This window comes from Burkholderia sp. E168m23, from assembly GCF_016586125.1.
GTDB lineage: Bacteria > Pseudomonadota > Gammaproteobacteria > Burkholderiales > Burkholderiaceae > Burkholderia > Burkholderia orbicola.
Genome location: NZ_BCPP01000421.1, coordinates 1 through 5,884, shown reverse-complemented (window position 1 = coordinate 5,884; position 5,884 = coordinate 1). Strand labels below are relative to the sequence as shown.

Here is a 5,884-nt window from a genome sequence, read left to right as displayed (position 1 = left end):
GGTGGTCGTCAACGCGTCGGGCACGCACACGCGCCTGATCGTGCCGGGCGGCGTCGGCAGCAACACGTATCTGGTCGTGCCGGCCGGCTCGAGCGCGAAGTCGATCGTCGACCTCAAGGGCAAGCGCATCGCCCTCAATCGCGGCCGGCCGTGGGAAGTGCCGTTCAGCAAGCTGCTCGCCGAGAACGGGCTGAAGCTGTCCGACTTCAGGATCTATAACCTCGATCCGCAGGCCGGCGCGGCGGCCGTCGCGGCCGGCCGCGTCGACGGCTTCTTCACGCTGTCCGACGCGTATTCGCTCGTCGACAAGAACGTCGGCAAGATCATCTGGTCGACCAAGAACGCGCCCGACGACTGGAAGATGCGCGCGGAACTGTGGGCGTCCGACGATTTCGTGCGGCGCTACCCCGACATCACGCAGATCGTCGCGACGGCCTACGTCCGGGCCGCGCACTGGATCTCGCAGCCGCAGAACCGCGACGCGTACGTGAAGATCCTGAGCGCGTCCGGCCAGCCGGAAAGCGTCGTGCGCCGCGAATACGCGGACGAAGCGACGCCGTGGAAGGAGCAATGGACGCCGCTCTTCACGCCGGCGTTGACCGGCCATTACCGCGATGTCGTCGCGTACAGCCGCCAGGCCGGGCTGACGTCCGCTCCGGTCGACGTGAACGCGCTGCTCGCGCCGACCTTCGTGTCGACCGCGCTCAAGCAGCTCGGCCTCGACGGCTACTGGCGCGCCGACGCCCCGCGCGTCGCGAGCCGCTGATGGCGACGCGCGCCCTCGCGCCGAACGGCTTGCGCGCGGCGGTTCGCCTGCCGGGCGTCGCGCGGCTCGGCCACCACGCGCTGTGGTGGATCACGCCCGTCGCATTCGCCGCGCTGTGGTGGCTCGCGAGCGCGCAGCGCTGGTTTCCGCCGCAGCTCGTCGTGCCGCCCGAGCGCCTCGCGGCGACGCTGCGCACGCTGCTCGACACCGGCGAACTGCGCGACAACCTGTCGATCACGCTGCACCGCCTCGTGCTCGGTTTCGCGATCGGCGCGACCAGCGGCGCCGCATTCGGCATCCTGCTCGCACGCAGCCGGCTGTTCGCCGACTACCTGCGGCCGACCTTCGACCTGTTGCGGCAATTGCCCACGCTCACATTGATTCCGCTGCTGATCCTGCTGATCGGCGTCGACGAACCGTTGAAGCTCGTCGTGGTCGGCAAGGCCGTGTTCTTCCCGGTCGCGCTGGCCGCGTACACGGGCGTGCACGACGCGCCGCGCGATCTCGTCGAGATGGCGCGCCACTACGGGCTCGGCCGCTTCGCGCTGCTGCGCGACGTGCTGCTGCCGGCCGCGCTGCCGCCGCTGCTCACCGGCGTGCGGATCGCGCTCGCGCGTGCGTGGCTCGCGCTCGTCGCGGTCGAGCTGCTCAGCGCGGACAGCGGCATCGGCCAGATGATGGAACTCGCCCGGCAGATGCTGCGGCTCGACGTGGTACTCGTCGACGTCGCGGTAATCGGGCTGATCGGCTTCGCGCTCGACCGCTCGATCGCACTCGTCCAACGTTATGCGCTGCGCTGGCTGACGCCCGCGCGCTGACCCTGACCGGAACCGCTTCGGCATGACCTTCGTTACCCGCGTTGCCTCGCTCGCCCCGCTGCGCCGCCGCGCGCGCGGCCTCGTCGTACCGGCGCTGCTGCTGGCCGCCTGGCAAACCGCCTCGTCCGGCGACGCGGCCCATCAATATGCGTTCGTGCCGCTGCAGCAGGTCGGCGCCGCGCTCGTCGAACTTGCGCGCAGCGGCGAACTCACGACCGATCTCGGCGCGAGCCTGCGCCGCACGACGCTCGGGCTCGGCTTCGGCGTCGCGTTCGGGCTCGTGTTCGGCGCGGCGATGGCGCGCTCGACGCTCGCACGCAAGCTCGGCGAACCGGCGTTCCAGGCGCTGCGCTACGTACCGCTGCTCGGGCTGATTCCGCTGCTGAGCCTGTGGGCCGGCACCGGCGAATTCGCGAAGGTGTTCATCATCGCGCTGGCCGCGTTCTACCCGATGACCACCGCCAGCTTCGACGGATTGCGCCGCGTCGATCCGCGCTACGTCGAACTCGCGCAGTCGTATCGCCTGACCCGCATCGGCCTGTGGCGCGACGTGCTGATCCCCGGCGCGTTGCCCGACCTGTTCGCGGGCGTGCTGCAGGCCGTGCCGTTCGCGTGGATCACCGCGACCAGCAGCGAGCTGCTGTTCAATACGGGCGCCGGCGTCGGCAGCCTGATGCAGAACGCGCAGGCCGGCGCGCGCGCCGACGTGCTGCTGGTGTGCGTGCTCGGCGTGACGGCGTTGGCCGTCGGCATGAGTACGTTATGCGAGCGGATCGCCCAGCGCGCGCTGCGCTGGCGCGATCACGCCTGACGGCGCAGCCGCGCGCCGGTGTCGGCGTCGCCGCCGTCGCCCGCGTCGCGCGGCTTCAGGATGCCGAGCTGCGCGAGCCGGGCACGCACGATGTTGCGCGACTGGTCGAGCAGGCGCGACATCCGCAGCTGGTTGTGCTCGCTGTAGTCGAACACGCTGCGGTACACGGTGTCCTCGATGTGCTGCCACAGCGCCGGCGTGCCGAGATCCAGCAGTTCGATCACCGCGTGGCGCAGCGCGTCGGTCGCTTCGGCCACGTCGCGCGCGCGGCGCGGCGGCGCGGCGGTCGCACCTGGTGCGTCGGCCGGGTCAGGTGCGAGTGACAGCGCGGAGAATTGCAGGTCGCCGACGTCGATCGCGCCGCCTGCGCAGATCAGCACCGCGTGGTGAATCACGTTCTCCAGTTCGCGGATGTTGCCGGGCCATGCATGCGCATGCAGCCGCGCGCGCGCAGCGTCGGTCAGCGTCGGCGCGGCCACGCGCAGCCGCTTCGCGTAGGTGTCGATGAAGTGTTCGATCAGCGGCGCGATGTCGCCGGGCCGCTCGCGCAGCGGCAGCAGGCTCAGCTTCACGACGTTGAGCCGGTAGTACAGATCCTCGCGGAAATTGCCCGCGCGCACCGCGGCTTCGAGATTGACGTTGGTCGCCGCGACGAGCCGCACGTCGATCTTCACGGTCTTGCGCGAGCCGACCGGCGTCACCTCGCGCTCCTGCAGCACACGCAGCAGCTTGACCTGCGCGGACAGCGGCAGGTCGCCCACTTCATCGAGAAACAGCGTGCCGCGATTCGCGGATTCGAACCAGCCGGGCTGGCTGTTGATCGCGCCGGTGAACGCGCCGCGCTCGTGGCCGAACAGCTCGCTTTCGATCAGCGTTTCCGAAAAAGCCCCGCAGTTGACCGCGACGAACGGCCCGTCGTGACGCTCGCTCAGCGAATGCACGAGGCGCGCGATCAGCTCCTTGCCCGTGCCGCTCTCGCCGGTGACGAGCACCGTCGCATCGCTCGGTGCGACGAGCTGGATGCGTTCGAGCAGCACCCGCGATTTGGGATCGTCGAACGTCAGTGCCTTCGCGCGAATCGTGATCGCGTGCGAAGTCGGGTCCGGCAAGCTGAAGATGGCCATGGCACGACCGGCGTGTTGAACGGGGAAGGTTCGACGATAGCAAGGCGCACGCCGGCCACGAACCAATTCATCGAGCTATCGGTATGACGGCGGCCGGATTGCGCCGGCCGCCGCGCGGCATCATGCGAGGCCGGTCATCTTCCATTGCTGTTCGAGCGCGCCCGGCCCGAATTCGAGCGAGCCGCCGAGCGGTTCCGCGAGCGCCTGGAAGTACGCGGCTTCCTCGAGGATCAGGATGTACTTCGACACGTCGAGGATCGACTTGCCCCAGAACGTCGCGCCGCCGTTCGCCTCGATGATCGCCGGCACGTCGGGATCGCGCCGGATCGTGTCGACGATGAAGCGCGGCTCGCCGGGGCGGCGATCGACGTAGACGGGGATTTCGCGTGCCCGCGTGTAGCGCGCGGCCGGCGCGTAACGGATCGGCAGCGGACGATGCGCGCTCGCCCATGCGCCGAGATACGGGCCGTGGACATGAATCACCACGTCGACTTCCGGCACCTCGCGGAATACGCCCGCGTAGCGCGGGCCGTTGCCGCCCGCGCGCGCGTCGCCGTGCAGCACGTCGCCGTCGAGCGTCACGACGACCGGCTGGATCTCCCGCGATGCGGCCCACGGGCTCGGCGCCGACAGCGCGACGACGAGCTCCGTGCCCGGCACGCGCTGAAACGCCTGGAACGTGTTGGTGGCGCTGAGCGTGCGCGTTTCCTTCAGCACGCGCTCGGCCTGCGCGAATTCGCGCGTGGCGCGCTCGACGAATGCCACGAGTTCGCCGCTGTCGATGGCTTGGGTGACGGACATGAGGAAGGTTCCTTGATCGGTTGAACGGATGGGCTCGCGTCGCAACGCCGCGACGCACGGTCGACGAATCAGCAGCAATCGTGCCAGCGCGGCGATGGGCATCTCGAGGGCCGGCTGACGCGGCGCTGGAACGCGATGCCCGACTTGCGGCGTGCAGCCTGCGCCTACGCATCTGTTGCGCAAGCAACAACCTGCCGGCCGGGATTGCTGCACGACACGCAGTCAGTGCGTGTGGACGATGCGCGCGGCATCGATCCATCGCTCCGCCATACCGCGCGTTGCGTACGCAACGACCCCGCTGGTTCGAAACTTGCATCGCACTCGGCCCGCGCCGGCCTTATCCGGCGTATCCGCTCTCACCGACCTTCATCCAGCCATGACGCTTCTTTCCCTGCGCGGCATCGCCGCGCGCACGCTGCTCGTATCGGCACTCGCCGTGTCTTCCGTCGTTTCGCTCGCGGCGTCGCCGGGCCGTGTCCCCGCCCCGGACCCGCTACAAGGCGACGGCCGCGTATCCGCGTTCTACACGTGGGACCGCGACGTTCCGGCCACGCCCGGCGCGCTGCTGCGCACCGAAGCGCTGCCCGCGACGCTCGGGCTCGCGAGTGCCGCGCGGCAATTGCGCATCCTGTACGCGTCGACCGACGGCGTCGGCGGCCGCACGCCGATCGCGGTGTCGGGCGCGCTGTTCCTGCCGCGCGGCACGCCGCCGGCCGGCGGCTGGCCGATCGTCGCGTGGGCGCACGGCACGTTCGGGATGGCCGACATCTGCGCGCCGTCATGGTTCGGCCGCTCGTATCGCGACGTGCGCTACCTGAGCGCGTGGCTTCAGCAAGGGTTCGCGGTGGTCGCCACCGACTATCAGGGGCTCGGCACGCCCGGCCCGAATCCGCAGCTCAACAACCGCTCGAACAGCTACACGCTGCTCGACAGCGTGCGCGCGGTGCTCGCCGGCGTGCCGGGCCTCGCGAACGAGGTCGTGCTGGTCGGCCAGTCGCAAGGAGGCTCGGCCGTGATCGCGGCGGCCGGCTATGCGCCGGTCTATGCGCCCGAACTGGCGATCCGCGCGACCGTCGCGACCGGCACGATCTACAACGCGTCGCGCGCCACGCTCGCATCGCTGCCGAAGTTCGAGACGGCCTACCGGCGCGATCCCGAACGCGTCGATCCGACGCTCGCATATCAGTTCTACTCGGTGCTGTCTGCGCAGCAGATCGACCCGTCGCTGCGCGCCGACGAAGTGCTGACCGATACCGCACTGCCGATTCTCGAACAGTCGCGCATCAGTTGCCTCGCATCGCTCGAGGACGATGCGGCGCTCGCGCAGCTCACGCACGCGAACACCGTGAAGCCGGGCGGCGATGCGCGGCTGAAGGCATGGTGGGACGACTACCTGAAGTACCCGACGCTGAAGATCGCGACGCCCGTTTTCATCGGCGCGGGCGCGGACGACGGGCTCGCGCCGCTCGAACTCGCGCTCGCCAGGGACGCCTGCGCGGCCGGCACGACGGTCGAGGCACACCTGTATGCGGGCCGCGAGCACAACGGCACCGTGAACGCGTCG

General features: G+C 70.0%; 6 protein-coding genes. 4 read left to right on the top strand and 2 right to left on the bottom strand.

The window, feature by feature from the left end:
* From JMF90_RS20875 to JMF90_RS20865, 3 genes are all read left to right on the top strand, one after another.
* A partial coding sequence (locus JMF90_RS20875) for an ABC transporter substrate-binding protein (protein ID WP_201325382.1) occupies positions 1-766 on the top strand: 766 nt, incomplete at its 5' end.
* Complete coding sequence (locus JMF90_RS20870) at positions 766-1,584, top strand: ABC transporter permease (protein ID WP_011694569.1); 819 nt, start codon at positions 766-768, stop codon at positions 1,582-1,584. The genes JMF90_RS20875 and JMF90_RS20870, both read left to right, overlap by 1 nt.
* Positions 1,585-1,606: 22 nt before the next feature.
* Positions 1,607-2,395, top strand: a complete 789-nt coding sequence (locus tag JMF90_RS20865; RefSeq protein ID WP_011694568.1) for an ABC transporter permease — start codon at positions 1,607-1,609, stop codon at positions 2,393-2,395.
* Here JMF90_RS20865 and JMF90_RS20860 read toward each other — a convergent pair.
* Positions 2,386-3,519 (bottom strand): sigma-54-dependent Fis family transcriptional regulator, encoded by a 1,134-nt coding sequence (locus JMF90_RS20860; RefSeq protein WP_011694567.1) that lies wholly within the window; start codon positions 3,517-3,519, stop codon positions 2,386-2,388. The two genes, JMF90_RS20865 and JMF90_RS20860, sit on opposite strands and share 10 nt — an antisense overlap.
* Positions 3,520-3,639: 120 nt before the next feature.
* A complete protein-coding gene (locus JMF90_RS20855) occupies positions 3,640-4,320 on the bottom strand; it encodes a class II aldolase/adducin family protein (protein ID WP_011694566.1) in 681 nt (226 codons plus the stop codon).
* 376 nt (positions 4,321-4,696) lie between these two features.
* Here JMF90_RS20855 and JMF90_RS20850 point away from each other — a divergent pair.
* On the top strand, positions 4,697-5,884 hold a 1,188-nt coding region (locus JMF90_RS20850; RefSeq protein WP_201325381.1), incomplete at its 3' end, for an alpha/beta fold hydrolase.

Bases quoted from the DNA above. Each gene is read 5' to 3' on its own strand.
- JMF90_RS20870 (WP_011694569.1), top strand. From the start codon at position 766: ATGGCGACGCGCGCCCTCGCGCCGAACGGCTTGCGCGCGGCGGTTCGC.
- JMF90_RS20865 (WP_011694568.1), top strand. From the start codon at position 1,607: ATGACCTTCGTTACCCGCGTTGCCTCGCTCGCCCCGCTGCGCCGCCGC.
- JMF90_RS20860 (WP_011694567.1), bottom strand. From the start codon at position 3,519: ATGGCCATCTTCAGCTTGCCGGACCCGACTTCGCACGCGATCACGATT.
- JMF90_RS20855 (WP_011694566.1), bottom strand. From the start codon at position 4,320: ATGTCCGTCACCCAAGCCATCGACAGCGGCGAACTCGTGGCATTCGTC.